The following is a 25,383-nucleotide window of genomic DNA, read 5'->3' on the forward strand; positions in this document are numbered from 1 at the left end:
TGCTAAAGTATCTGCCGAGTATCTTCCGAGCGTAGTCGGGAGTGGCTGACGATGCACCGCAAAAGCATATGATCAACCGCTCGCTCAATCCAGCGAGTGCGACCGTTCCCAGAAACGGAAAAGCGAGCCGACGCGCTGTACGCCGGGGCGTTCTGACCTGTGATCAGGGCTCCTGAGCAGGGAGAAGCACAAGGTCGTCCCGGTCGCCGTCCCTGCCGCCACATCGCACCGCGAAACCCTCCGGGTGCATGGCGCCCACTCGGCTCAGGGTGTTCTTTCGTCTGCTCGAGCTGACTACAGGGACGTGCATGATGACACTTCGGGCGACGCGCGAGTTCCCTCTCGCATTGCGATTGCTATTCATCAACCAGTTCGGTGTGGACATCGGGTTCTACCTCCTGATGCCCTTTCTCGCCGCCTATCTCGAGCACGGGCTCGGCATGTCCGCCGCACTGGTCGGGCTGGTGCTGGGAGCACGAACGCTCAGCCAGCAGGGCCTGTTCATCCTCGGCGGCTCGGCCGCCGACCGGCTGGGGCCGCGGATGGTGATCATCGCCGGCTGCGCCCTGCGGACCGTCGCGTTCGCCCTGTTCGCCTTCGGCAACACCCTGCCGCTGGTGGTCGGGGCCTCCCTGCTCAGCGGGGTCGCCGCGGCGATGTTCTACCCTGCCGTCCGCACCTACGTGGCCCTGGAGTCGGGCGACCGCCACGCCGAGGCGTTCGCCCTGCTCAACGTCTACGCCACGGTCGGCTCGTTCCTCGGCCTGCTGCTCGGCAGCGTGCTGTTCCTGACCGACTTCCGCATCTTCGCGCTCTCCGGGGCCGTGGTCTTCGCGGCGCTGACGGTGGCCCAGGCGCTGGTGCTGCCGCGCGAGGCCCCGGCGGACACCGACCGCAGCTCCGTCTTCGCCGACTGGCGCGAGGCGTTCGGCAACGGCCGGTTCCTGCTGTTCTCCTTCGCCACCACCGGCATGATCACTGTGGAGAACCAGGTCTACCTGCTGCTGCCCGCCGGGGCCCTGAAGGCCTCCGGCTGGACGGGCTCGGCCGGGGTGCTGCTGGCCCTGGGCGCGCTGGTGAACATGCTCTTCCAGCTCCGCATCACCCGCATGCTGGAACGGCACGGCGGCGGCCTGCGCTGGGTGAGCGGGGGACTCATCGTCATGGGGCTCGGGTTCGTACCGCCGCTGCTGGTCTGCGACGGCGCACCGTCCAGAGGCCTGGCCGACGCGGTGCCGCGGATGCTGGTGCTGGTCCTCGGCTCGCTGATGCTCTACTTCGGGACCATGGTCGCCCATCCCACGGTGATGGAGATGATCCCCCGGTTCGGGCGCGAGGCGCTGACGGGCACGTACTTCGGCCTGTTCTACGTCTTCTCGGGGCTGGCGGCCATGGGCGGCAACTTCGTCGTCGGCCGGGCCATGGACCTGGGGGCGCGGACCGGGCTGGCCTGGCTGCCGTGGATCGTCTGCCTGGGCTTCGGCCTGGCGTCCGCGACCGCGGTCTCCCTGCTCTACCGCACCTTCAGACTGCCCGGCCGGGCCCTGCTCACCTCGGCGCCGGCGGCCGAGACGGAGATCGAGGGGATCACGGCCGTGCGCCGCATGGCCATGGCGCGGCGCAACGGCAATCCCCGGCACGCGGTCGCCCGGCGGCTGCGGACCGAGCACGTGTCGGCCCCGCTGCACCCGCCGTCCTCGCCCGCCGGCCGGGGGCAGACCGCTCCCGCGGGCGAGGGGAGCAGACCGCAGAATCCGGCCCCGCTCTCCGGCCCGGCCCGCACGGCCGGTGACGCGGCCGACCAGCCGCCCCGCTGAGCACCGGCGCCCGCCCCACGGCGGGCGCCGGTCCGTTTCTGCCGAGCCCGTTTCTGCGGAGCCCGCCAACGTGGCGAGTTCACCTCCTTGTTGCACACGTCACGTGTCCCATACATTCGACGACCCGGGGGCAGGGATACCGGTGCGGCACACGCCCGTACCGGGCAGTCTCGGGGAGGCGCCGTGGCGGGCCGTGCGGACAGCCGGGGCAGTGGCACCACCGACCGCCGGAGCGGGCAGGGGTCCGGGCGCGGACCCGGGCACGCCTGCGGGCTGTTCTCGTTGGCCGAGCTCGCACCACCGCAGATCATGAACCTGACCGCGCGGTCGGTCGAGTTCTTCCACGACCACGGAGCCCATGACCGCCCGCTGGCCGGGCAGTTGACGGGCCTGCTGTTCACCAGGGCCTCGACCCGCACCCGTACCGCCTTCACGGCCGCCGCCATCCGGCTCGGCGCCGCGCCCGTCGCCTTCGGCCCGGCCGACCTCCACCTGGGCACCGGGGAGTCGGTGGGGGACACCGGTCGGGTGCTCGGCACGACGCTCGACTCCCTCGTCGCCCGCACCGCGGGCCCGCTGGACGAACTGCGCGAACTCTCCCGGCAGGGACGGATGCCCGTCGTCAACGCCCTGACCGCACAGGAGCATCCCACCCAGGGCCTGTGCGACCTCGCCACCCTCGCCCTGTCCTTCGGCGACCTGACGGGCATCCGCGTGCTGTACGTCGGCGAGGGCAACAGCACGGCCGTCGCCCTCGCCCATGCGCTGGCCGCCGTCCCCGGAGCCCGCGTCACCTTCGCCACCCCCGCCGGCTACGGGGTGCCGCAGGACGAACTGCGCACGGCCGACCGCCGGGCCGGCACGGTCGGCGCGTCCGTCGACCAGATCCACGACCTCGCCGCCGCGCCGCCCGGCGTGGACGTCCTCTACACCACCCGCTGGCAGCTCGCCGGCATCGCCCGCCCGGACCCCGCCTGGCGCGAGGCCTTCCGCCCCTTCCACGTCGACGAGGCCCTGCTGGACCGCTGGCCGCGGGCGGCCTTCATGCACGGCCTGCCCGCCCGCCGCGGCGACGAGGTCTCGGGCCGGGTCCTCGACGGGCCCCGGTCCCTGGCCTGGACCCAGGCGGCGATGAAGCCCGCCGGCGCGATGGCCGTCCTGGAGTGGGCCGCCGCCCGGTGACGCGCATTCAGCGGAGCGCACCCCCCGTTTCGGCGGGCGGTGCTGCGGGAGGACCGGCGAACCCGGCATCATCCAGACAAAAGGTGTGGCGCGTACGAGGCAGCATGAGGAAGGACCCACCCATGCCCATTGCAACGGTCAACCCCGCGACCGGCGAGACCCTCAGGACGTTCGACGCGCTCGGACCGGAGGAGACCGAGCGGCGGCTGGCCGCCGCCCACGCCGCCTTCCGCCGGTACCGCACAACGGACTTCGCCGAACGGGCCCTGCTGCTCGACCGTGCCGCGGAGCTCCTGGACGAGGACCGCGAAGCCGTCGCCCGCACCATGACCACCGAGATGGGCAAGCCGCTCGCCGCGGCCCGCGCGGAGGCCGCCAAGTGCGCCAAGGCCATGCGCTGGTACGCGGCGAACGCCGAGGCCCTGCTGGCGGACGAGCGTCCCCCGCAGACGGAGGTGCAGGACTCCGGGGCCGAACAGGCGCACGTCCGCTACCGGCCCCTGGGCGTGGTCCTGGCCGTCATGCCGTGGAACTTCCCGCTGTGGCAGGTGATCCGCTTCGCCGCCCCCGCCCTGATGGCCGGCAACACGGGCCTGCTCAAGCACGCCTCCAACGTCCCGCAGACCGCGCTCTACCTGGAGGACCTCTTCCGCCGGGCCGGCTACCCCGAGGGATGCTTCCAGACCCTGCTCATCGGCTCCGGCGCCGTCGAGTCCGTACTGCGCGACCGCAGGGTGGCCGCGGCGACGCTGACGGGGAGCGAGCCCGCGGGCCGCTCGGTCGCCGCCGTCGCGGGCGACGAGATCAAGAAGACGGTCCTCGAACTCGGCGGCAGCGACCCGTACGTGGTGATGCCCTCCGCCGACCTGGAACGCGCCGCACGCACCGCGGTCACGGCCCGGGTGCAGAACAACGGCCAGTCCTGCATCGCCGCCAAGCGCTTCATCGTCCACACGGACGTCTACGACGTGTTCACCGCACGCTTCACGGAACTCATGGCGGCGCTGACGGTCGGCGACCCCATGGACGGCTCCACGGACGTCGGCCCCCTCGCCACCGAACAGGGCCGCGCCGACCTGGAGGCGCTCGTCGACGACGCGCTGCAGCGCGGGGCGGTGGCCCTGTGCGGCGGGAAGCGCCCCGAGGCGCTGTCCCGCGGCTGGTACTACGAACCCACGGTGCTGGCCGGCGTGACCCCGGCGATGCGCATCCACCACGAGGAGGCCTTCGGCCCGGTGGCCACGCTGTACCGGGTGCAGGGCGTGGACGAGGCGCTGGACGTGGCCAACGACTCACCCTTCGGCCTGAGTTCGAACATCTGGACCCGCGACGAGGAGGAGCAGCGCCGCTTCGTCCGGGACATGGAGGCCGGCGGCGTCTTCTTCAACGGCATGACGGCCTCCCACCCGGCGCTCCCGTTCGGCGGCGTGAAGCGCTCGGGGTACGGGAGGGAGCTGTCGGGGCACGGCATCCGGGAGTTCTGCAACGTCACGACGGTGTGGCACGGGGCCGTCTAACAGCCCCACCGCAGCCCCGGTGTCCGCACCGGGGCGTCCCACAGCCGCAGCAGCTCGTCGTCGACCCGGCACAGGGTCACCGAGGCCCCGGCCATGTCGAGCGAGGTGACGTAGTTGCCGACGAGGGTCCGGGCGACGGCGACGCCGCGTTCGCGCAGGACGCGGTGGACCTCGGCCGTGAAGCCGTACAGCTCCAGGAGGGGCGTGCCGCCGGCCCCGTTGACGAGTGCGAGCACGGGGCCGGAGGGGCGCAGGTCTTCCAGGACGGTCTGTACCGCGTAGTCCGCGATCTCGCCGGAGGTCATCATCGCCCGCCGCTCGCGCCCGGGTTCGCCGTGGATGCCGACGCCGAGCTCCAGCTCCCCGGGCGGGAGGTCGAAGGTGGGGCTGCCCTTGGCGGGCGTCGTGCAGGCGGTGAGCGCGACGCCGAAGCTGCGCGAGGACTCGTTCACGCGGCGCGCGACGGCCTCGACGCGTTCGAGCGGCGCGCCCTCCTCGGCCGCCGCGCCCGCGATCTTCTCGACGAAGAGCGTGGCCCCGGTGCCGCGGCGCCCGGCGGTGTAGAGGCTGTCGGTCACGGCGACGTCGTCGTTGACGAGCACGCTGGCGACCTGGATGCCCTCGTCCTCGGCGAGTTCGGCGGCCATGTTGAAGTTGAGGACGTCGCCCGTGTAGTTCTTGACGACGAACAGCACGCCCTTGCCGCTGTCGACGGCGGCCGCGGCCCGCACCATCTGGTCGGGCACGGGGGAGGTGAACACCTCGCCGGGGCAGGCGGCGTCGAGCATGCCGGGCCCGACGAACCCGCCGTGCAGCGGTTCGTGCCCGGACCCGCCGCCGGACACCAGCCCGACCTTGCCGGCGACGGGCGCGTCGCGGCGGACGACCACGCGCCGCTCGACGTCGACGCTGAGCTCCGGGTGGGCGGCGGCCATGCCGCGCAGGGCGTCGGGGACCACGGTTTCGGGGACGTTGATCAGCATCTTCATGCGGGGCTCCTCGGGTGCTGGGAGGACAGGCCGCTGACCTGTGTTTTCACAGGCCAACAATGGTGTGGGTGGTTGTTGGTCTTGGCGGGCTCCGGCGGTCCGTGGCGACGTCTGGCGGGTCTGGTGCTGACTGAATGCCGACTTTCCTGACTGGTCGTCAGGTGTCGTGTGGTGTCGTGTGGTGCGTTGCCGGGCCAGGGAACAGTACCGAGACCGGAGGTGGATGTGGGAGCGCCAATAGGCCCTGTTGCTGGCTGAGTCAGCACTCTGTGGGCGCACCCGAGGAGACCGAGGAGAGATTTGGCGTGTCTTGGCCGGCAGGTGGACGGACGGGAATCGCCCGCCAGGCTTCATCTCACGTTGGCGGTTGAGGTCCTGCGCTGTTGATGTGGTCCAACGCGATGCCGGCTGGTGTCTTGTGATTCTGTCAGCGTTACCCGATCTTCAGTTTCTCTTCTGTGGGCATGGAGCCTTCCGTGGAAGCTGCGTCCGGTGCAGGCCAGGCCGAACGCCGGCCCTGGGTTGTGCGGTGGTTTCAGTCGAGGGGGATGTCGTGTCCGGGGCCGCGCCCGGATTCGGGGCGGGGGCCGAAGTAGCGGCGGTCCGACTCGTTGATGGGAAGGTCGTTGATGCTGGCTTCGCGGCGGCGCATCAGGCCGTTGTCGGCGAACTCCCACAGCTCGTTGCCGTAGGAGCGGAACCACTGGCCCTCGGCGTTGTGCCACTCGTACTGGAAGCGGACGGCCATGCGGTTTCCGCGGAAGCCCCACAGGCTCTTGCGCAGGACATAGTCGAGTTCGCGCTCCCACTTGGCGGTGAGGAACTCGACGATCTTGTCGCGGCCGGTGAGGACCACGTCGCGGTTACGCCAGGCGGAGTCCTCGGTGTAGGCGAGGGCGACCTGGCGCGGGTCGCGGGTGTTCCAGGCGTCTTCGGCGGCCTGGACCTTGGCCAGGGCGCTGTCGGGGTCGAACGGAGGGAAGGGCGGGCGTGCGTCGGTCATGGCAGAACTGTCCTTCACTGTGCGCAGGGTCGGTCGGTCAGCGGCGGGTTGTCGGGGGCTGCGGCGGCGGTATCGGCCTGCAGCGGCAGGAGACGGCCGGCCACCAGGTGCCGGGGGAGGAAGTGGACGCGGCGGCCGGTGCGGTCGTCGTCGCCGGGGACGCCGGTGCGGGTCCATTCCAGGGCCGCCCGGCCGGACATGTGCAGGGTCTTTCCGGTGGCGAAGTCGCAGAAGAGCAGCGCGGCCGCCGGATCGACGGTGAGGTTGCCGAGGGTGTTGAACATGTTGTTGCCCCAGTAGTCGGGCCACCACAGTCGCCCGTCCTCGACGCGGACGAATCCCGGCGGCCCCCCGCGGTGCGAGGCGTCGTTGCCACGGGTGGGGTGGGTGGTGCCGATCAGGAAGGTGTCGGACCGGCCGATCAGGTCGACGTCGTCCGGCGTGAGGATGCTTCCGCGCCGCACCGGCCCGGCGCCGGGCACCGCGACAGGCGTGGCGTGAAGGTGCCGACTCTGGATGTACTGGGGACAGTTGCCGTACGCCTGCTCCACTTCGATACGCAACCCGTTACGGTCGGCGGCAGACACGGTGCCGTTGAGCCTCACTCGTCGGCGGGTGGCGAATTCGACAACGATCAGCCCGGCCGGCTGATGGACCGCCACGTGCTGGAGCGGGTCGCCCTCAGCGGGCAGGGTTCGCACATCGAGTCCGGTCGGCGAGGCGACCCGGAGGAACCCGGGCGGACCGGCGAGCGGGGAGATCCACAGCACGCCATCGGCGTCGCGGGCGGTGATCGCCGCGAAACTCCTCTCCGCCAGGAACCGGCTCACGCCGCCGCGTAGCCGGGCGGGGGCCAGCATGCCCGTGAGGCGGGCCGCGTCCCTGGCCACGCCCGCCCGGCGCTGCACAGCCAGCTCCCCCTCGTGGAAGCCCGCAGGGGTGTTGCGTACCGGGTTCGTCATGCTGCTCTCCTTCCACAGCTGCCGGCGCTGCGCTGCCGGCGGGTGGGCGGGGGTGTGGCCCCCGGCCCAGCCCTTGGCCGGGGGGGCCGGACCGACGGAGCGGATGCGGATCAGGCCGCGGTGCGCGGGCGGACCACGGGCCAGTCGTTGTCGACCTTGGCGAGGACGTTGAAGTAGTTGGTCAGGACGTTCAGGGCCAGGTGGCCGACGACCTCGCCGATCTCCTCGTCGGTCGCGCCTGCGTCCCGCGCGCCCTGCAGGGCGGCATCGTCGACCTGGCCGTGGCCGCGGGCGATGGCATCGGAGAGGGTCAGCAGCGCCTGGGTGTGCGGGTCGGACGACTTGGCGTCACGGGCCGCCTCCAGCTCGCGGGCGTCGATCTTGGCGAGGTTCGCGCCGATGTAGGTGTGGGCGGACAGGCAGTACTCGCAGCCGTTGTACTCGGCGGTGGCCACCGCGAGGCGCTCGCGGACCGGGGCGGGCAGCACGCCGCCGGACAGGACGCCGCTCAGGGCCAGGTAGCCCTTGAGCAGCGCGGGGCTGTTGGCCATCACCTTGGCCATGTTCGGCGTCGAGCCGAGGGCCTTTTGCACATCGGCCAGCAGCTCGGCGGCCTTGCCGGTGGCGGTGGCGGGCTCGACGGGGGCGAAACCGGTCATGAGAGCAGCACTCCTTTGGATCCATCCGGTTCTAACGCTTGGATGCGCCAGTAACCGTTAGAACCACCATGACGCTCGCCGTGCGCCTTGTCAACGGATGGATGGGCCTGTAACCGTCAGAAGCGCGGTAGCCTCGATGGCATGGCCACGAACGCACCCCTGCTGGGCGAGTCGCTGCCCGTGGAACTGATGAACACGATCTGGGCCGACCGGGACGGCGTGCACGATGCACTACGCGACCCCGACGGCACCCGAGCCTGGCTGCATGCGGTCGCCGCTCGTACGGATCTGATGACTCCGGGCGATCTCGACGCTCTCACCACGTCCGACCTCGACCGTCTCGGCAGACGGCTGATCGGCCTGCGTAACGCGTTGCGCAGGCTCGCCGCCGAGACCACCGAGGACCCCCGCCCGGCAGCCGCGTCCGACACCCGCGAACTCGACGAAGCCGTGACCGCGCTCAACGAGACCGCCGGCGAGACCCCGCACTGGTCGGTACTGTCCTGGACGTCCGGCCAGGAGCCCTCACGGCACGCCCGAAGCACCGGGCAGGCAGCCTCCGCCGCCGTCTCCGCCATCGCCGAGGAAGCCGTCACGCTCTTCAGCCAGGACACCCGCAACCAACTGCGCGCCTGCCAGGCACCCGGGTGTGTTCTCTACTTCCTCAAGAACCATCCCCGCCGGGAGTGGTGCTCAGCAAACTGCGGCAATCGCGCCCGCTCCGCCCGCCACTACCAGCGGCACCGCCAGACCACCGTCTGACGCCCGCGCAGCCTGTCTCACCGCCCCCGCCAGGACCGGCACTGGCTTCGCCCTCGATCCGGACAAGCCCGCCGACGCGCCACGGCCTGGGCGCCGTATCGCACCTACGCTTCAGCCCTGCTGTGGGCCTCACTGCGCGCGGCCCCGGTCGCAGCCCGCACACGGTGAACGAGTAATGCGCAGTTGGAGGATGAGAACGCGTTCCTGGGTGGATACGGGAGCGCCGGCAGGGTCTGTTGCGACGGGGCCGTGACGGGCGAGGGCGGACGAGGGGCGGCGGTCCCGTGATGTACGGGACCGCCGCCCCGGTCAGACCGTGTGTCGGCACGGCCGCGTCATCGGCGGTTCCGCTTCGGCAGTTTGCCGAGTGCTTCGCCGATCCTGGCGGCGGCGTCGGCGACCTGCTTCGTCTCGTAGGCGGTGAAGCAGAGCCGGAAGTAGCCGGGGTCGGGGCAGGAGAGGGTCTGCCCGGGCAGCAGCTGCACCTTGGCCTCCTTCTCCAGGTAGGCGCGCAGCCGTTCCTCGCGGGGGTCGATCTCCGGGAACAGGGCCGGAGCGGCGGCGTCGGGGACCCGGTCCAGGTACGCGCGCAGGTCGAGGAAGAAGAACTGCGCCGAGTTGTGCCTGGTGTGCTCGCCGGCGCCGAAGTAGGGGACGCCTGCCTTGGCGAGCGCCTCCTCGACCTGCCGGTGTGCTTCGGTCAACGCCTCGGGGTACACGCTGTGCATCAGCGTCTCGGGATACCAGGAGCTCTCACCCTCCTTGCGCTCGAACAGCCGCCCGAGGACGAAGTTCTTGAGGGAGTCGAGCGGAGTGAACCACGACATCGACTTCCGCTCGCCGGTGCCTTTCATCGCGGCGTGGACGGTCTCGTTGCGGGAAATGACGAAGCCGATGCGGAAGCCCGAGATGCCGAAGTCCTTGCCCAGGCCCCACACCACGTGGACGCGGTCCCGGTGCCGTTCGGTGGCCTTCAGGGCGAGAGCGCCGGTGAATCCGGTGGTTGCCCCGATCAGCTGGCTGTGGGCGTAGATCTCGTCGGAGATGACGTGCATGGAGGTCTTTTCGAGCGCCCAGGTGTAGATCTCTTCCAGCAGTCCCTTGTCGTAGTTGACCCCGAGCGGGTTGTTGGGGTTGGTCAGGACCAACAGCTTCGGGGGCGTGGGGGAGGCCTCGTAGGCCGCCTGGAGGTCCCGGAGCGTCAGCTTGAACGCGTCACCGTGTTCGCGCAGCGGTGCGAACACGCACTCAAGACCGGGACGTTGGGCGAAGGACCACCTGAACCCCTGCCAGGACGGTGCGGGCAGGAGCACCCGGTCGCCGCGGGTCAGTTGCCCGGTCTCCTGCAGGGCGAAGGCCAGGCATTCCAGGGCCGACGAGACTCCCGCGGTGGCGTAGACGTCGGTGTGGCTGATGCGGTGTGCCATCGTCCTGCTCAGCAACTCCGCTATTTCCTTGAGCAGGTCCTCGACTCCGTAAGGGGTCTTGTAGCGGATGTCGTCCTCGTCGAACTGCCTGCCCTGGGACATGTGCTCCTTCAACGAGGAGTAGAGGAGCACGTTTTCGGCGACGGACAGGTTCAGCGGTGCTTCGTCCAGCCCCGCATGGTAGGCGGCGAGGCGCTCTTCCGGGTCGGCGATCCCGTACAGCGCGGCGAACGTGTTCGTCGGATCGGTTGTCATCACGATTCCCTTCGACGGCGGTGCTGTCATGCCTGGGCCTGGACTCCCGAACCCGGCAGCTCGAAGTCCGGCAGCAGGTGGATCTGCTGCTCGACCCCGTCGTCACCGCCCAGTTCCCGGTAGAACGCGGTCAGTTCACGACAGAGTTCGATGAGATCCTGCTTGGGGTTGCGGTACTTCTCGGAACCAGCCGCTCGCTCGCGCACGGTGAAGGCGCGGTACTCGAAGGGCGGACCGGCGTGGGACCCGTCCGGAGCGGGCACCTTCAGTTCACCGGCCTTGAACGGGGTGCGTACCAGGAGGTCCGCGATCGGATACAGCACGCCTTGCATGGCGGCGATGAATCCCCGCTCGTACCCGTACCGCTTGTCCTTGACGAACGTCCCGGACCCGGATTCCGTCTTCGTGCCGTCCAGCATCGGGGTCCGGTAGATCTCGTCCAGCAGCGCCAGCACATAGCAGTACGCGGCGTTGGAGAACTCCATCAGCTTGCGCACAGGAGAGTCATTGACGTCCTGGACGCGCGGGTTGTCGATGATCGGCCATCGGACCTCGTCCGAGTCGATGGTGAACTTCTGCCGGTCGTCCGCGTGCGACCTGACGACACCGATGCCGTCCACGCCGTCGTGGATCCTCTGGAATTTGGTGTAGTGCGAGTCCTCGACCTTCCCTGACGCGCTCGGCGGGTAGATCGGGTCGAGGTGCGGCTTGTCATGGGGAGCGCCCTCGCCCTGTTCCACGATGACGTCCAGGACGGCCAGCGCGGAGGCCTTGTCGACCACGTACTGCGGTTTCTGGGCGCCTCCGTTCTGGTTCCAGAAGGCTCGCTTGTACTGGAACTTCCACAGGTTCCTTCGAGCCTCGTCCCAATTGATCCGTTCCTTCGCCGCCGCCTGGTCGCTGCTCAGGAACTCGATGCCGGCCTTGATGTACTTGTAGAACTCCCCCAGCGTGCGGTAGTAGATGACATCGTCATCGGCCGCCTGCGGTGCCGACGATTCGGGTTTCTCCACCCCCAGGAAGGTCTCCATGTGTTCGGTGGAGACCTTTCGCAGGCCGAGGCTCAACGGAGGCTCACGGTGCAGCATGTCTCCCGGGTACGTGGGGACGGACTTCTCCGAGCAGAGCGTCAGGTCCGCTCCTCGTCCGATGGCCACCAGCACATTGCGGGCCAGCGCCATGTGCAGCATTTCCTCGATGGACACGGCGATGATCGTGCGTTGTGCCGAGTGGCCGGTCGCCCATTGCGAATAGCCCTTGGTCTTGAGCGAGTAGGCCGCGTACAAGTACATGGGGACCGTGGAGAGTTCCACGTGGACTGCGGCCTGGAGATGTTCGCTCAGGACCTGCAGAGTCCTGATCCCGTCCTTGGGCTTGGTGACGACGAAGGAATGCGTCCTGCTCATCGGTTCTCCTCCGGTTCCGGTCACAAAGGCTTGGGGCCGGGGCCGGGGTGGGCGTCGTAGTCGGGCATGTCCTCGTCCTTGATGCCGGCGCCCGGGGAGGGGCCATAGGCTTTGCCCGCCGCGTACATCCGGGCCTCGAAGAGGCGGCGGGCCTGCTTCCAGACGCTCCTGCCCTTCAGCGGGCCACCGGAGAAGACCCTGCTCTCGTTGATCGGGCTGGCGCAGCTGCCGTTGTAGCGGCAGTCCTGCTCGCCCGGGTGGAACTGCTCGAAGTCACCACCGGAGTAGCCGCAGCCGCCTTGCCCCCGGCATTCCCCATGGCCATGGCACTTGTGCTGGACGGTCGCGCACTGTCCGGTCCCGGCCATGTCACCGGTGCCTCCGGCACCGAGGCCGGCACAGGAGTTGAGGCCCATGCAGACGTGGAGTTCTTTCGGACAGTCGTCCGCCGGCACGTGCTTTTCGGGCACCGAGCTCACGGATCTCTCCTTTCGCTCCGGCAAACGCAAGCCCACACCGTGGCAGAGACGGCCGCGCCGGGAGGAGGAGATCTTTGGCCAAACAGTACCGGCGGTCGGCTGTGCGAATTGTTCGCGTCATTGCCGAAGGCGGCCGGAATCGTCCGCGAGTCGGGTGGGACGGCGGGAATGGCGACGGCTCTCCTCGGCCGCTCGAACGGCGCCTCTCCGTCAATAGGGATAAATTGGCAGGAAGTGCACCGGAGAGGAGGGACGTCATGTCCTCGAAACGGCGCCGCAAGAAGAAGAAAGCCCGTATGAAGGGCGCCAACCACGGCAGGCGGCCGCAGTCCTGAACGCCGGCGGTCCCTGAAGCGGCCAGGCCCGCCTGGAGCCGGGTCCTCGCCTAGGGCGTGTCCGATGGGTCAGCACAGGCCCCGCGACGCCTGGTACGGCGCCTCGCCGCGTTGTCGCATCACCCGAGTACGCCCAAGTACGCGGGTAATGCTCCGCCTTGCGATCCACCGCACCAGACGCCGCAGGGCCCGCACTGACCCATCGGACACGCCCTAGAGCCAGCCCCGCTGTGCCGCCTTCAGGCCTGCCTCGAACCGGCTGGTAGCCCCCAGCCGCTCCATCAGCGCGGCCATCTGCCGGCGGACGGTGCGGAGTGAGACGCCCAGCCGCTTGCCCGCCGCCTCGTCGGTCAGCCCCGACGCGAGGATCTTCAGCAGTTCCCGCTCGGCCGGGGCGAGGGCCCCGGCGTCCTCGTCCGGCATTCTGCCGCGGCCGTCGGCGTCGAGCGGGCTCGCCGTCTCCCAGGCCTGTTCGAAGAGGATGACCAGGGCGGCCACGATGCCGGGCGAGCTGGTACAGACCGCGCCCAAACGGGAGTTGCCGGGGTCGAGCGGGACGACGGCGGTCCGGCGGTCGAACACCAGGAGGCGGGGCGGCACGACCGGCCGGGTGCGGACCTGGCCGCCCCTGTCGTCGATCCAGCGGGCGTAGGAGAGCGTGCCCGGGTCGTTCTTCGCGCTGTCCTGGTACAGGGTCAGCAGCCGGACGCCGCGGCCGAGGGCGGCCTCGTCCAGCGGCCGGGCGGCGTCCAGGCTGGCCTTCGACTGCGCCCCGCCGGGGTTGATGGCGAGGCACTCCTCGGTGACCTCCTGGGCGAGCGCCTCCAGGCGGCCCTGGACGGCGTCCAGCCCGACCAGCCGCTCGGCCACCTCCACCTGGCAGTCCGACCGCGATGCCGCGAACTCCGCGACGGTCCGGGCGACCGCCTCCTTGCTGCGGGCCAGCTCCTCCTGGCGGCGTGCCAGTTCGCGCTCCTGACGGCGCACCAGCAGCTCCAGGCCCACTTCGGGGTTGACCACGCGCAGGAGGTTCGGGTTCTCCCGGGAGGGCTGGAGCAGCTCCATGTCGACCAGTTGATCCAGTGCGTCCCTCAACTGCTGTTCGGCCAGCAGGAGTCGTCGGCTCAGATCCGCGACCCCCGCGTCCGGGTACTTCAGCATCCCCCGGTACACACGTTCCGCCGCAGTGTCGAGCCCCAGCGCAGCCAGCACGTTCCCCGTTCCCCCTTCTCGGGCGCGCACAGCACAAGCACAGATGGTCAACATGGTCAATGGCGCCCCGGTCCATGGTAAAGGAATCCCCATGGCGTCAGAGGTGTGGCATCACAGTGCCAGCCACCTTGATGCCACCTGATTCCCTTTCTCCCCATCTGCCCCATGGGGCAGGATGAAGATCGCCGGGGGCCGGTGCAGCAAGCGGCCCACGACGTCCCGGCCGTTCCACTTCCGGATATCAGGGGGATTCCGTTGGGCTGGATCACACGTCCCACCGCCGTCGCAGCCCTCGCGCTGCGGCCTTTCCGCGTTGGCCTCGCCGCTGCATCACCGGTCTCCGGCTCCGCCTCGCCGGGTTCGGGCTCCGACTCGGGCATCGGCTGGGACTAACCGCATGCGCTTCGTCCGCGCCCGCCTGATCGGGGCGGGAGGCGAGCGGGCGCCGGCCGGGCGCGGAGCCGCGTTGCTGCACGACCTCTTCTGGGCCCACACGGGTCCGCAGGACGGCCTGGAGCACGTACGGGTCCGCCCCGACGGCGCCGGCATGGAGGTCGTCCTCTTCGTGCACGCCGACACCGACGTCGCTGCGCTCGCCCGCGCGGACGGACTCCTTGCGCTCGTGCGGGAGCCGCTCGCGGTTCACGGCTACACCGCCGTGGTTCCCTTCGTCTGAACCGTCGACGAGACGCCTGACCAACCGTCAGTAAGCCTTTCCTGCTGGGGACTTCCAGCTTTTCCCGCCCCGCGTCCGGGGCCGGCGTCGCCCTGCCGCGCTCAGCCGTACGCGGCTTCCGCGGACCGCCGTCGGGCGCCGATTCCTTCGGCTGCGGCCTCCGTTCCGCATGCGTCCCGTACCCATCCTCCCTCCCCTTTTTGTCACGTCTTTCATGACTTTTCACGCCTTCTCGCCATCAAGGAGATCCCGCATGTCCGCATTCGTGCGACGTCCCGCCGTCCGCTCGGCCCTGCTGGCCGCGGTGCTCGGGGCCGTCGTCCTGGGCGCCGCCGTCCCCGCCCAGGCCGCCCCCGCCGCACGGGCCGCAGCGGCGGCTCCCTCGCAGGTCGGTGGTGAGATAGGCCGCACCGAGATGATCCAGCGGGTGCAGTACTGGATCGACAAGAGCGTCCCCTACAGCCAGTCCGGCTACTACCCGGACCTCCTGGGGCGCAGCTACCGCACCGACTGCTCCGGGCTGGTGTCCATGGCCTGGCACCTGCCCACCAGCGCGACCACCTGGACGCTTCCCCAGTTCTCCACCCGGCTCGACAGCCTGGACGACCTCCAGCCCGGCGACGCGCTGAACAACATCAACAGCCACGTCGTGCTCTTCACGGGCTGGGCGGACTCCGGCCACACGACGGCGAACATCATGGAGCACGCCAGACCGGGCACCAACGCCCGCAAGGCCACCTACACCCGCAACTACATCAACAACAATGGCTTCAGGCCCTACCGTTACAACCACGTCCGTGAAACGCCGGTGACCGTGCCCGACAAGGGCATGACGAACGTCACCGCGGTCGGCGACCTGAACGGTGACGGGATCACCGACGTCATCGCGGTGGAGACCGCGACGGGCGACCTGTACCGCTACTCGGGCCCGAACTACACCGGCGGCTCCGCCCGGGTGAAGATCGGTTACGGCTGGGACTCGATCAGCAGCATCGTCGGCGTCGGCGACCTGACCGGTGACGGCGTGCCCGACATTATCGCCGTGGACGCCCAGACCGGTGACCTGTACCGCTACTCGGGGCCGAACTACAACGGCGGTTCCAAGGTGAAGATCGGCAGCAGTTGGGACTCGATGTCCAACGTCACCGCGGTCGGCGACCTGACGGGCGACGGGGTGCCGGACATCATCGCGGTCGAGACGAAGACGGGTGACCTCTACCGCTACTCCGGCCCCGACTACAGCGGCGGTTCGCGGGTGAAGATCGGCAACGGCTGGAACGTCTACTCCGCCATCGTCGGCGTCGGCGACCTGACGGGCGACGGGGTGGCCGACATCGTCGCCGTCGACAACGAGACCGGTGACCTCTACCGCTACTCGGGCCCGAACTACAACGGCGGCACGAAGGTGAAGATCGGCACCCACTGGGACTCCATGATCAACATGGCGGGCGTCGGCGACCTCAACGGCGACAAGATCCCGGACCTGATCGCGGTGGAGCAGTCGACCCAGAAGCTCTACCGCTACTCCGGCCCCGACTTCACCGGCGGCTCCCGGGTGCAGATCGGCACCAACTGGTAACGGCGCCGGCTGGTAACGGGCCCAACGGCCCCAACGGCCCCAACTGGTAACGGGCGCACCGCCCTTCGCTCCACCGCGCTCCACCGTTCCGTCTGCCGCCGGACGGCACGGTGGAGCGCGTCCCCTTCCCCCTTCCCCGCCTTGCACAGAACCGAGGTTCACCTTGTCCGCACAGCCGTCCACGTCCATGTCCGTCCGGCCGCAGCGCCGGTCCCTCCGCTCATCCCTGCGGGCCGCCCTGGCGGCCGTCCCGGCCGCCGCGCTCGGCGTCTCCCTGCTCACCGCGCAGCCGGCCGCCGCCGCTTCCGTCGCCACCTGGGACAAGGTCGCACACTGCGAGTCCACCGACGACTGGAGCATCAACACCGGGAACGGCTACTACGGTGGCCTGCAGATCTGGAAGCCGACCTGGGACGCCTTCGGCGGCACTCAGTACGCCGCGTACCCCCACCAGGCGACCAAGGAACAGCAGATACGGATCGCCGAGAAGATCCTGGCCACGCAGGGCGCGGGTGCCTGGGGCAGCTGCGGCGCCCGGGCCGGCCTCGCCGGCGACCACGCCGACCCGTTCCCGGCGGAGCCCCCCGCCCCCCAGTCCAACATGGTCAACCTCACGCCGGTCGGCGACCTCACCGGCGACGGTGTGCCCGACATCATCGCGGTCGAGAAGAAGACCGGTGACCTCTACCGCTACTCCGGCCCCTCGTTCGGCGGCGGTTCGCGCGTCAAGCTCGGCTACGGCTGGAACGGCATGAGCGACATCGTCGGCGTCGGCGACCTGACCGGCGACGGCGTGGCGGACATCCTGGCCGTCGACAAGGAGAGCGGCGACCTGTACCGCTACTCGGGGCCGAACTACAACGGCGGAACGAAGGTGAAGATCGGCAGCAGTTGGGACTCGATGACGAACATCACCGCGGTCGGCGACCTGACGGGCGACGGGGTGCCGGACATCATCGCGGTGGAGAAGAAGACCGGTGACCTGTACCGCTACTCGGGCCCCGACTTCTCCGGCGGTTCCGCCCGGGTGAAGATCGGCAACGGCTGGAACGTCTACTCCACGATTGTCGGCGCCGGCGACCTGACGGGTGACGGGGTGGCCGACATCATCGCCGTGGAGAAGAAGACGGGCGACCTGTACCGCTACTCGGGGCCGAACTACAACGGCGGAACGAAGGTGAAGATCGGGAGCAGTTGGGGTGCCATGAGCGGCCTCACGGGCATCGGCGACGTCACCGGCGACGGCGTGCCGGACCTGCTCGCCATCGACCGTGCCGACCACAAGCTCTACCGCTACTCCGGCCCCGGCTTCACGGGCGGCTCCCGGGTGCAGATCGGTACGAACTGGTAGGGCGCGCCGCGCACTCCCCGGCCCGGATTCTTCCCCTTCCCCAGGAGTCACTCGTGCGACGTCTCAACTCCCTCGCGGTCACTGCGGGTTCCCTGCTGGCACTGTGCGCCGGCGGGCTCGTGACCGCACCGGCCGCCCAGGCGGACACCGTTTCCCCCGGCAACGCCCCGCCTCTGCGGTTCGTCAGCTACAACATCTGCGGCAACATGTGCACCGACGCCAAGGGCTACGACGATCAGCGCCGCATCGACACGGTCGTCGACGAGGCCGCGGTCGGCACCTGGGGTGCCGATCAGATCTTCCTTCAGGAGGTGTGCCGGCCGCAGTACGACGCCATCGAGAAGCGGCTGGCCCCGCTCGGCTTCCACGGCCTGTACACGGCCACGCTTCCGGGCCGGGGCGCGAAGGCCGGGAAGGAGGCGGCGTGCGGCGGGGCGGACTACGGAATGGCCGTCCTCGCCAAGGGCCCGGTCACCGACACGAAGGTGCTCGACCTGACCGTGGGCGGCGAGAACGAGCCCATCAAAAGCCCCTGCGTGAAGAATTACATCCAGAACCGGGTCAACTGGGCATGCTCGGTGCACCTCTACTGGGAGACCGATGCCACCCGCCGCGAGGCGGAGGCCCGCAAGCTGGCGGCGCAGACGAGTGAGTGGGAGAGCGCAGGGGTCCCCGTCGTCCTCGGCGGCGACTTCAACGACCAGCCCCGGTCGGCCCCGCTCTCCGCGTTCTACGACACCGGCATCGGCGACGGCGGTCGGGGCACGTTCCTGGAGGCCGACGAGACCGACAAGGACCACTTCGCCACCGTCTGCGCATCCTCTCCGACCGCCAGGAGCCGCTGCCGTTCCGGAGACGCCACCTTCGGCCAGCGGAAGATCGACTATCTCTTCGTCTCCGCACGCGACTTCAAGGGCGTCAAGGCCGATGTGCTCCCTCTGGACACCAAGGTCTCCGACCACCGGATGTTGCGCGGAGCGGCGTACTGGGCCGACTGCGGCCCGCTCGACCCGTGGGCGGGCGCGGTCTACCGCAGGGACGCGGCCGGCGGCCTTTTCCGCTACGCGGGCCGGCCGGGCGGCGCGGTCGATGGCACGGCCGGTGGCGCGGTCGGCGGTGCGTGCAAGGTGGGCACCGGCTGGAACATGATGCGGCTGGCCGCGCACGACGGGAACACGAACTCCGTGATCGCCGCCGACAAGGCCGGAGCGCTGTGGCGCTACCCGGCCGACGTCGACACGGGCGGCTACTCGGGCGGCACCCGGGTCCAGGTCTCCAGCGGCTGGCAGACGATGGACACCATCCTCGCGCCGGGCGACTTCTCCGGGGACGGCCGTCCCGATGTCATCGGCCGGGACGCGGCCGGTGACCTGTGGCTGTACAAGGGCTCGGCGGGTGGCGGCGGTTACGCCGCACCCGTCAAGATCGGCAACGGCTGGCAGATCTACACCGATTTGGTGGCGCCCGGAGACTTCTCGGGCGACGGCCGTCCCGACCTGATCGGGCGGGACGCGGCCGGTGACCTGTGGCTGTACAAGGGCGACGGCAGCGGCGGCTACGCCTCCCGGCAGAAGATCGGCGGCGGTTGGCAGACGTACGCCGCCTTGGCCGCCCCCGGTGACCTCGACGGCGACGGCCGTCCCGACCTGGTCGGCCGGGACGGGGCCGGTGATCTGTGGCTGTACAAGGGGGACGGCAAGGGGGGTTACGCCTCCAGGCAGCAGATCGGCAACGGCTACCCGGCGGGGGAGCTGATGTTCTGAGCGGACACAATCTTCGGAAGTCGTAGAAAAAGACACGACTGTTGACGTTAAGCGTTCATTAAATTTAAGGTCGCGGGACTCTCGCAGGAGATCAAGACGACGGAGAACAATGACGTACTCTCCCGGTGCGCGGCGTCCCGCCCGCCTGTCGGCACTGCTGCTCGTGGGCGCACTCGTCGCCCCGGTACCGCCCGCGGCAGCTGCACCGGCACCACAGCCCCCCACCTCCGCCCCGCCCGTCGACAACTGCCGGACGGGCGGGGGCTGGACCCTCGACAACACCCGCATCGACACCGACGACACCCACCACGCCTACGTCGGCAACGGCTACTTGGGGCAGCGCATACCGCCCAACGGCGCCGGCTACACCGACAGCATCGCCAAGACCGGATGGCCGCTCTTCACCCCGGGCTACGACGGCTCGTTCGTATCCGGGCTCTACGCGCACAACAAGCAGACCGCCGGGGACAGACAGGCCGTCGCAGCCCTGCCCACCTGGACCGGGCTGACCGTCGGCACGGGCGGTGAACACGGCGATACGTTCAACTCTTTGACGAAACCGGGTCGAATATCCGGGTACCGTCAAACCCTCTTCCTGCACTGCGGCATCGTGCGGACCTCCCTGACCTGGACCGCGTCCGACGGCCGCAAGACCGACCTCGTCCACGACGTGCTCGCCGACCGCAACAACCCCCACGTGGGCGCCGTACGCCTGAGCATGACGCCGCACTGGAGCGGCGAGGCCACCGTCACGGACGTGATCGACGGACACGGCGCCCGGCGCATGCGCCGGACCGGCGGTGGTGACCGCACCACGGGATCGGGCCGGGACGGCCGGACCATGGACGTGGCCTTCCGCACCGACGGGACGGACACCGACGGTGCTGTCGTCTCCACCTTGCGCACGGGGCGCGGTGTGCACGGGACCCGAGCCGGAGTTGCCGACAGGGCAAGGGACTTGAGCGCGCAGCAGTCTGTCGCCTTCCCCGTCCGCGCGGGCCACGCGTACGAACTCACCAAGTACGTGGGCGTGGACACCGCGCTGACCTCGCACGAGCCCCTCCGGGACGCCACCGCCGCGTCACAGCACGCCGCCCGGCGCGGCTGGGACGGCCTGCTGCGCGCCCACGCCGCCGCCTGGGCGAGGCTCTGGCGGTCGGACATCGAGACACCGGGCCGGAGCGACCTGCAGGCGTGGGTCCGTTCCGCACGGTACGGGCTGTTGTCCAGCACCCGGGAAGGCGCCGCCGACAGCATCGCCCCGGCCGGGCTGACCAGCGACAACTACGCGGGCCTGGTGTTCTGGGACGCCGAGACCTGGATGTACCCGGCCCTGCTGGCCACCGCGCCCGACCTCGCCAAGACCGTCGTCGAGTACCGCTACCGGACCCTCGCGGGGGCCCGCGAGAACGCCCGCCGACTCGGCTACCGAGGGCTCTTCTACCCCTGGAACAGCGGCAGCAAGGGCGACCTGGCCCGGGAGTGCCACAGCGTCGACCCGCCCCACTGCCGCACTCAGATCCACCTCCAGTCGGACATATCTCTCGCCGTCTGGCAGTACTACCTCGCCACCGGCGACACCGACTGGCTGCGCACGCACGGTTGGCCGGTGATGAAGGGCATAGCCGAGTTCTGGGCGGGGAGAGTGAGCCGCAACGCGGACGGCAGCTACTCGATAAAGGACACGGCCGGTCCGGACGAGTACAGCAATGGCGTCGACGACGCCGTCTTCACCAACGCCGGCGCGGTGACCGCGCTGCGCAACGCCACGCGCGCAGCACAGCTGTTGGGGGAGCGGGTCCCGGGGGAATGGACGGCGGTCGCCGACCGGATCAGGATCCCGTACGACGCGAAGCGCAAGGTCTTTCTGCAGTACGACGGTTACCGCGGCAGCAAGATCAAGCAGGCGGACACGGTGCTGCTGACCTACCCCCTGGAGTGGCCGATGCCGCCGGGCGCGGCGGCCGACACCCTGGACTACTACGCCCAGCGGACCGACCCGGACGGCCCGGCCATGACGGACTCGGTCCATGCGATAGCCGCGGCGAGCGCAGGCGAACCGGGCTGCTCGACGTACACGTACCTGCAGCGCTCCATCAGGCCGTTCGTACGGGGCCCGTTCGCCCAGTTCTCGGAGGCCCGCGGCACCAAGGCGGGCGCCGAGGACCCGCTGGCCGGCTCGCCGGCACAGGACTTCCTCACGGGCAAGGGCGGCTTCCTGCAAGTCTTCACGCACGGCCTGACCGGCATGCGGATGCGCGAGAACGCGCTCCACCTGGACCCGATGCTGCCTCCGCAGCTGAGCCGCGGCGTCACACTGCGCGGACTGCACTGGCAGGGCCGCACGTACGACGTCGAGCTCGGCGCGAGCGAGACCACCGTCCGGCTCAAGGACGGTGCGCCCATGACCCTGGACACGCCACAGGGCGAACACGTCCTGAGCAAGTCCACCCCAACGGTCCTGAAGACCCGCCGCCCGGACCTCACCCCGACGGCGAATCTGGCCCGTTGCGCCACGGCCACCGCTTCCTCGGAGGAACCGGGCATGTACGCGGCTGCTGCGGTCGACGGCAACCCGGCCACGGCGTGGGTCCCGGACGGGGCGGAGGGCAGCCTGACGGTCGACCTGGGCAAGGCTGTACGAGTCGGCAAGGTCACGCCGACGTGGAGCGGTCCGGAGCCGGTGTCGTACGGCGTCCAGCTGTCGGTGGACGGGCGACGGTGGAGCGACGTTACGGGTGCGCCGGTGACAGCGCGGTATGTGCGGGTGGTGGTGCGGGGGCGTGAGGATGCGAAGTCCCGTACGGGGATTGCCGAGGTGGGGGTTTCTTAGGGGGTAGGGGAGTTGGGCGGGGGCGGGTGAACCTCACCGTCGGTCCACGTGTTGGTGGAGCGGCGCACACTGAAGTAGCTGTGAGGGCATTGTGGCTGTCGCTCTCTCGGTAGTGTGCGAACTCAAGCGGTGCGAGGCGCGGTTGAGTACTCGGTGGAAGGGGCGGTTGCCCTATATGCCTGTATCGATGAAAGTGCGTGAGAGGGCTCTCGGGGCTCGAAGAACGCCCAGGTCATGAAGTCTGCTCCCCGCACCTGCGGGATGGTCCCGACGGCAGCCTCGTACCGGGTTCCGAAACTATCGGCCACAGCCGCATCAAACGCGACCGTCCTCGACAACCGGAATCGCCGAAGGTGCCCCCTTCGCCCAACCCGGCGCCGATTCCCGAGACTTCAACGTCACCCCCACCCCCACCCCGCAGAACGCCGGCTCCAGCGTGGCCATCAACCCCTGCGTCACCGCGTCATTGTTGGACGCGTTCGCGAAGGCCACCACCGTCCGTCCTCCGCCGATACCCCCGCGCATCGCAAATGACTGCGTCTGGAACCCCTGCACGATGCCCCCGTGCCCGTGCACCTTCCCGCACGACAGAGTGATCTCGCGCAGGCCCAGGCCATACGCAACCTTCGCCGCCCCCGTAGGCAACGCGCTCGTCATCTCCCGCAGAGACGCGTCCGAGACGAGGCCGCCCGCACTCCCTGCCAGCAGCGCCGTGAGGAAGCGGTCCATATCTGCTGCCGAGGAGATCACGGCTCCCGCGCTCCACACCCACGAGCCGTTCTGTTCAGTCGCGTCCAGCAGCGGCTTGGAGTGGTCGTCGTTCGTCAGGTAGCCCGTGACGTGCGGGCCTACGATGGTCTTGTCAGGGACCACGAACGATGTCCGTCTCAGGCCCAGCGGCTTGATGATCTGCTCGCGCAGGACGTCTCCGTACGGGCGGCCGGTGAGGTGTTCGATGGCCATGCCCATCAGGACGAAATCCGTGTTGGAGTACGCGTATTGGGTCCCCGGCGGGTATTGCACGCCATGTTTCACCGACATCGCCACGAGTTCGGCCGGCTGGTAGACGGTATTGCGGATGCGCTTCTCGAATCCGACCGTCGTCTCCTCGCCCGGATGCTCCAGCAAGTCGTCCGTGTGGTCGTAGATCCCCGCACGGTGCTGCATCACCTGCCGGGCGGTCATGGTCCAGTTCTCCGGCAGGGTTCCGGACGGGAGGTAGCCGCGCAGCGGCTTGTCCAGGTCGATGCGGCCCTGTTCGGCCAGGCGCATCACGAGAACCGCCGTGAACACCTTGGAATTGCTGCCCACGCGGAAGCGCCACTTCGCGTTCATCGGCGTGCCGTCGAGGTCGGCCTTGCCGATGGTCACCGTGCGTTCGACCTCCGGGTTGCCGTGGTCCCGGATCACGGCGAACGCGCCCGGTGCGCCCGCCGCGATTGTCTGTTCCAGTGCGGCGCGGACGTCCGTGATATCAGGTACCGCCGCGTCGGCCGTTCCCGTGGTCGTCAGTACCACCGCGGTCACGGCCGCAACGGCCATCGTCGAACGCACGAACCCGGTTCTCCTCATGGAGGAGGACGTTACGGCAGCTCGATGTCCGGCAGGAGTGAGATCTGTCGCTGCACCCCGTCGTCTCCGCCCAGCGCGGGGAACTTCCCGAGCAGCTTCTCGCACAGCGCCGCGAGTTCCACCTTCGGATTCTTCGTCGTGAACGCGTAGTGCTGGAACGGCGGCCCCGCGTGGACGGGCTGCCCCGCCACGAGCGGCGTCTGGACCAACAGGTCGCAGACCGGGTACAGCAGCCCCTGCATCGACGCGATGAAGCCCCGCTCGTAGCCGTACCGGACGCTGTCCGTGAACGGGTCCCGGTCCTTCGGGGCGAGCGCCTCCATGGGGGTGCGGTAAATGGCGTCGAGCAGCGCCAGGACATAGCAGTAGACCGCGTTGGAGAATTCCATCAGGTCCTTGACCGGCTGGTCCGCCGTCACGGTCTTCAGGTCCGGGTCGTCGAGCACGGGCCAGATGACCTCGGCGTCGTCGATCGTGTATTTCTGCTTGCCGTTGTCGTCGAGGACGACACCGATGCCGTCGAGGCCCTTCGCAATGTCGGAGAATTTCGTGTAGTGGGATGCCTGCCATTTGCCGATCTCTTGCGGCGGTTGAGCGTCCGTGCGCACGATCGGGTCGGGCAGCAGGCCCTTGTCCTGCGGCGCGCCCTCGCCCTGGTCGACGATGACCTGCATCGCCTGCAGCGCGGACGCCTCGTCGACGATGAGCTGCGGGTGGTCGGAACCGCCGTTCTGGTTCCAGTAGGCCCGGTGGTACTGGAACTTCCACAGGTCCTTCTTGGCCTTGGCCCAGTCGATCACCGGGCGCAGGGTCTGGATGCCGCGTTCGATGCGCGCGTAGAACTCGCCGAGGGAGTGGTACGGCTCGATCTCGCCCAGTGCCACCCCCGGCGGGGTGGCCGGCTGTTCGATCTGCATGAACGTGTTCCTGACCTGATCGGTCGAGAGCTTCCGCAACCGGAGGGTCAGAGTGGGCTCGCGCTTCAGCATCGGGCCCGGGTAGGTGGGGATGACGCTTTTGTCGTACAGCCGGAATTCGGTGTCACCGACCGCGATCAGCAGATTGCGCACCAGCGAGAGGTGCAGCATCTCCTCGATCGAGATGCCGATCAGCGTGCGCTGCGCCGAGGCGCCGGCCGCCCATTGCGAATAGCCGCGCGTCTTGATCGTGTAGGTCGCGTACAAGTACAGCGGAACCGTGGAGAGTTCCACCCGTGCCGCGGCCTTCAGGTGCTCGATCAGGTCCGGCAGGGTGGTGATCTCCTGAACCGGCGCCTTCGTGCTCATGCGGAGTCCTCCTGTGCCTGTGATGAAGCCTGTGATGGAGCCTGTGGTGAAGAGGTGTGCAGGCGTTCGTACGCCGCCGGGCTCAGTTCCCGGGTGACGACCGTGAAGTTCCGCCGGGTCAGGGCGAGTCGGACCTGCCGCGGCTCGGGCGGTTCGGGGTCCTCGCCCCGGTGCACCGCCGCCAGGTAGGTGTGGACGGGCGCGCAGATCCGTAGCAGCCGGAGCGGTGGTGCCGGGGCCGCACCGTCCTCCGGGCCGGGTCCGTCCAGCACCTCGGTGAAGGCCCGCTCGAATAGGGTCGGGGACTGGCGCGGTGAC

Annotated in this window: 20 protein-coding genes; 9 read left to right on the forward strand and 11 right to left on the reverse strand. The window is 69.5% G+C overall.

The window, feature by feature from the left end; all coding sequences use genetic code 11:
• The first annotated feature begins 347 nt into the window (after positions 1–347).
• From ACLHRZ_RS31175 to ACLHRZ_RS31185, 3 genes are all read left to right on the forward strand, one after another.
• Complete coding sequence (locus ACLHRZ_RS31175) at positions 348–1,817, forward strand: MFS transporter (protein ID WP_490421934.1); 1,470 nt, start codon at positions 348–350, stop codon at positions 1,815–1,817.
• Positions 1,818–2,000: 183 nt separating this feature from the next.
• Positions 2,001–2,999, forward strand: coding sequence for an ornithine carbamoyltransferase (locus ACLHRZ_RS31180; protein ID WP_490421935.1), 999 nt, complete (start codon positions 2,001–2,003; stop codon positions 2,997–2,999).
• A gap of 122 nt (positions 3,000–3,121) precedes the next feature.
• Positions 3,122–4,516 (forward strand): NADP-dependent succinic semialdehyde dehydrogenase, encoded by a 1,395-nt coding sequence (locus tag ACLHRZ_RS31185; RefSeq protein ID WP_490421936.1) that lies wholly within the window; start codon positions 3,122–3,124, stop codon positions 4,514–4,516.
• Here the strand turns inward: ACLHRZ_RS31185 and dhaK are convergent.
• The 4 genes from dhaK to ACLHRZ_RS31205 all read right to left on the reverse strand — a co-directional run bounded on the left by dhaK (position 4,513) and on the right by ACLHRZ_RS31205 (position 8,129).
• Complete coding sequence (gene dhaK, locus ACLHRZ_RS31190; RefSeq protein WP_490421937.1) at positions 4,513–5,505, reverse strand: dihydroxyacetone kinase subunit DhaK; 993 nt, start codon at positions 5,503–5,505, stop codon at positions 4,513–4,515. The genes ACLHRZ_RS31185 and dhaK overlap by 4 nt on opposite strands.
• A 535-nt stretch (positions 5,506–6,040) precedes the next feature.
• On the reverse strand, positions 6,041–6,508 hold the full coding sequence (locus tag ACLHRZ_RS31195; RefSeq protein WP_490421938.1) for a nuclear transport factor 2 family protein: 468 nt from the start codon (positions 6,506–6,508) through the stop codon (positions 6,041–6,043).
• A 14-nt stretch (positions 6,509–6,522) separates the two neighbouring features.
• Positions 6,523–7,470, reverse strand: coding sequence for a pyridoxamine 5'-phosphate oxidase family protein (locus ACLHRZ_RS31200; protein WP_490421939.1), 948 nt, complete (start codon positions 7,468–7,470; stop codon positions 6,523–6,525).
• Between the two features lie 110 nt (positions 7,471–7,580).
• Positions 7,581–8,129, reverse strand: coding sequence for a carboxymuconolactone decarboxylase family protein (locus ACLHRZ_RS31205; protein ID WP_490421940.1), 549 nt, complete (start codon positions 8,127–8,129; stop codon positions 7,581–7,583).
• 141 nt (positions 8,130–8,270) lie between these two features.
• Between ACLHRZ_RS31205 and ACLHRZ_RS31210 the strand changes: the two genes are divergently transcribed.
• The gene (locus tag ACLHRZ_RS31210) at positions 8,271–8,891 is read left to right on the forward strand and encodes a CGNR zinc finger domain-containing protein (RefSeq protein WP_490421941.1); all 621 of its coding nucleotides are present in this window, start codon (positions 8,271–8,273) and stop codon (positions 8,889–8,891) included.
• Between the two features lie 335 nt (positions 8,892–9,226).
• Here ACLHRZ_RS31210 and ACLHRZ_RS31215 read toward each other — a convergent pair whose 3' ends face one another.
• The 4 genes from ACLHRZ_RS31215 to ACLHRZ_RS31230 all read right to left on the reverse strand — a co-directional run bounded on the left by ACLHRZ_RS31215 (position 9,227) and on the right by ACLHRZ_RS31230 (position 14,005).
• Positions 9,227–10,573, reverse strand: coding sequence for a pyridoxal phosphate-dependent aminotransferase (locus ACLHRZ_RS31215; protein ID WP_490421942.1), 1,347 nt, complete (start codon positions 10,571–10,573; stop codon positions 9,227–9,229).
• Positions 10,574–10,599: 26 nt separating this feature from the next.
• Positions 10,600–11,979, reverse strand: coding sequence for a ferritin-like domain-containing protein (locus ACLHRZ_RS31220; RefSeq protein WP_490421943.1), 1,380 nt, complete (start codon positions 11,977–11,979; stop codon positions 10,600–10,602).
• 20 nt (positions 11,980–11,999) lie between these two features.
• Positions 12,000–12,458: a hypothetical protein gene (locus ACLHRZ_RS31225; RefSeq protein WP_490421944.1), complete on the reverse strand. Its 459-nt coding sequence runs from the start codon at positions 12,456–12,458 to the stop codon at positions 12,000–12,002.
• A 548-nt stretch (positions 12,459–13,006) separates the two neighbouring features.
• Positions 13,007–14,005, reverse strand: a complete 999-nt coding sequence (locus ACLHRZ_RS31230) for a LuxR C-terminal-related transcriptional regulator (RefSeq protein ID WP_490421945.1) — start codon at positions 14,003–14,005, stop codon at positions 13,007–13,009.
• Between the two features lie 397 nt (positions 14,006–14,402).
• Here ACLHRZ_RS31230 and ACLHRZ_RS31235 point away from each other — a divergent pair, with 397 nt between their 5' ends.
• The 5 genes from ACLHRZ_RS31235 to ACLHRZ_RS31255 all read left to right on the forward strand — a co-directional run bounded on the left by ACLHRZ_RS31235 (position 14,403) and on the right by ACLHRZ_RS31255 (position 22,207).
• A complete protein-coding gene (locus ACLHRZ_RS31235) occupies positions 14,403–14,681 on the forward strand; it encodes a hypothetical protein (RefSeq protein WP_490421946.1) in 279 nt (92 codons plus the stop codon).
• A gap of 253 nt (positions 14,682–14,934) precedes the next feature.
• Complete coding sequence (locus tag ACLHRZ_RS31240) at positions 14,935–16,260, forward strand: FG-GAP repeat domain-containing protein (protein WP_490421947.1); 1,326 nt, start codon at positions 14,935–14,937, stop codon at positions 16,258–16,260.
• Positions 16,261–16,423: 163 nt separating this feature from the next.
• On the forward strand, positions 16,424–17,611 hold the full coding sequence (locus ACLHRZ_RS31245) for a transglycosylase family protein (protein WP_490421948.1): 1,188 nt from the start codon (positions 16,424–16,426) through the stop codon (positions 17,609–17,611).
• 53 nt (positions 17,612–17,664) lie between these two features.
• Complete coding sequence (locus tag ACLHRZ_RS31250) at positions 17,665–19,374, forward strand: FG-GAP-like repeat-containing protein (protein WP_490421949.1); 1,710 nt, start codon at positions 17,665–17,667, stop codon at positions 19,372–19,374.
• Between the two features lie 109 nt (positions 19,375–19,483).
• The gene (locus tag ACLHRZ_RS31255) at positions 19,484–22,207 is read left to right on the forward strand and encodes a discoidin domain-containing protein (protein WP_490421950.1); all 2,724 of its coding nucleotides are present in this window, start codon (positions 19,484–19,486) and stop codon (positions 22,205–22,207) included.
• A gap of 315 nt (positions 22,208–22,522) precedes the next feature.
• Here the strand turns inward: ACLHRZ_RS31255 and ACLHRZ_RS31260 are convergent, their stop codons facing one another.
• The 3 genes from ACLHRZ_RS31260 to ACLHRZ_RS31270 form a co-directional block, all read right to left on the reverse strand.
• Positions 22,523–23,761 carry a serine hydrolase domain-containing protein gene (locus ACLHRZ_RS31260; RefSeq protein WP_490421951.1) on the reverse strand — a complete coding sequence of 413 codons (1,239 nt, stop codon included), beginning with the start codon at positions 23,759–23,761 and terminating at the stop codon, positions 22,523–22,525.
• A gap of 29 nt (positions 23,762–23,790) precedes the next feature.
• Positions 23,791–25,065, reverse strand: a complete 1,275-nt coding sequence (locus ACLHRZ_RS31265) for a ferritin-like domain-containing protein (protein WP_490421952.1) — start codon at positions 25,063–25,065, stop codon at positions 23,791–23,793.
• A partial coding sequence (locus tag ACLHRZ_RS31270) for a hypothetical protein (RefSeq protein WP_490421953.1) occupies positions 25,062–25,383 on the reverse strand: 322 nt, incomplete at its 5' end. The genes ACLHRZ_RS31265 and ACLHRZ_RS31270, both read right to left, overlap by 4 nt.

This window comes from Streptomyces sp. AM25 (genome assembly GCF_058146165.1).